Origin of the sequence: Pseudoalteromonas sp. SG45-3 (genome assembly GCF_014164075.1) — a bacterium.
In the GTDB taxonomy this organism is placed as follows: domain Bacteria; phylum Pseudomonadota; class Gammaproteobacteria; order Enterobacterales; family Alteromonadaceae; genus Pseudoalteromonas; species Pseudoalteromonas distincta.
On the sequence record NZ_JACJEN010000052.1, the window covers coordinates 1 to 1,411 of the forward strand.

At 32.6% G+C, this 1,411-nt stretch carries 2 protein-coding genes and 1 pseudogene; 2 read left to right on the plus strand and 1 reads right to left on the minus strand.

Features of this window, described 5'->3' with window-relative positions; all coding sequences use genetic code 11:
* Nucleotides 1-143: 143 nt before the first annotated feature.
* Nucleotides 144-575: a hypothetical protein gene (locus H5126_RS21190; protein WP_024600383.1), complete on the plus strand. Its 432-nt coding sequence runs from the start codon at nt 144-146 to the stop codon at nt 573-575.
* 289 nt (nt 576-864) lie between these two features.
* Nucleotides 865-1,311: a hypothetical protein gene (locus H5126_RS21195; protein WP_182721547.1), complete on the plus strand. Its 447-nt coding sequence runs from the start codon at nt 865-867 to the stop codon at nt 1,309-1,311.
* Here H5126_RS21195 and H5126_RS21200 read toward each other — a convergent pair.
* Nucleotides 1,312-1,411, minus strand: a pseudogene (locus H5126_RS21200) (IS110 family transposase); the annotation flags it as partial.

A 1,411-nucleotide genomic window follows, 5' to 3' on the forward strand; every position in this document is an offset into this window, starting at 1 on the left:
GCTATGTTTATTCATGTTAGCCTCTGCTGTTTAGTTAATTGACAAACTAATTATGGCTCTGGCTTTGAATTAAGCTAACCCACGAAAAGCGGAGGCTAACACCGTGTGGGAGTCATTATGTCTAGGGTTTTCTGGAGTCACGGATGAAATTTAAACTACCTTTTATTTTCCTCGTATTTATTTCAACATTCGCGTATTCGAATGAAATTGATGAATTCTGGAATACAGAAGCTGCATATAAAAACAAAGCTGAAAGTTATATTTCTCAACTGTACAGCAATAAGCCTGAACTTCTTGTTCTTGAATTTTCTATTAAACGCAACCCAACGAAAATTGAATCTGAATTAGAGCACTATGTATTTTTTAAGGCGCTCGACAAAGCGAGTATCGTTGATACTAAAGATCCTGCTATTCTAGAATGGGCTAAATCTAATGGTATAAGTGCTAAAGATATAACCATCTATGACGTAGTTTTCGAGTTGCCTAAAACTAATAATATCAGTCCAGTAATAATGTCAGTTGGGCAAGAGACTGGCTTTTTAAACAACAAATGGGCAGAGTTAATAAAACCTTAAAAGCACTTAAAATGCAACAAAAACAGTTACTCAGGTTCCGCTTCGCTTCACATTTTAACCAGCTATTTTTGTCCGCTTAAGTGGGCGTTGAGGCTGTAGAATTACTCTTTTTTAAGAAAACAGCCTGTTTTATGGTTTCCAAATGCATTACCTAATGCTTTTAAAGCGCTTAGAGTTGATTTGAGGAACTCGTTTTTTAATTGAATTTGGTTGTTGGAGTTATTCTACAGCCTCGTTAGTTGGCTTAAATTCACCCTGTAGTATGGAATAGATTTTTGGAGTTTTAAAAATGGAGTTTCTCATAGGTTTAATTCTTTTTTTATTCTTCTTTGTTCTAGTAAATTATGTACAAAGCATTGTTGGATTTTACCCTAAACTAGCAAAAGAGTACAAAACGGATTTATGTATTTCTGAACGTTCACTTTTTAAATCAAAAAGTATTAACCTGACAAATGTTGCGGACTTTTCTCAGGAGAAAAACAGTGAATATAGAAATTTTCTAAATATAAAACCATGTAAACAAGGTTTGTTTATAGGTCAAAATAAGATGTTGATTCTACTATTTCCCAATAAATTTTTAATTCCTTGGGGGCAAATCAACCTAATAAAAGAAAAAACTAATTTTTTAAAAAATCAATATCTTTATAAAGTAGAAAGTAAAAAAGAGCCTATTTATATCATTTCTAAATTCGATCTGTTTAAAAGCACAACTAACAAGAGACTATGGCGTCAATAGTTAATTTATAACTTTTGGCGCTTCCCATGAAACACCGTCTCTTAGCATTGAATTTAAGATAACAATCATCTTTCTAATGCAGGCAATTATTGCGACTTTT

Coding starts and splice junctions, on each gene's coding strand:
- H5126_RS21190 (WP_024600383.1), top strand. CDS start 144: ATGAAATTTAAACTACCTTTTATTTTCCTCGTATTTATTTCAACATTC.
- H5126_RS21195 (WP_182721547.1), top strand. CDS start 865: ATGGAGTTTCTCATAGGTTTAATTCTTTTTTTATTCTTCTTTGTTCTA.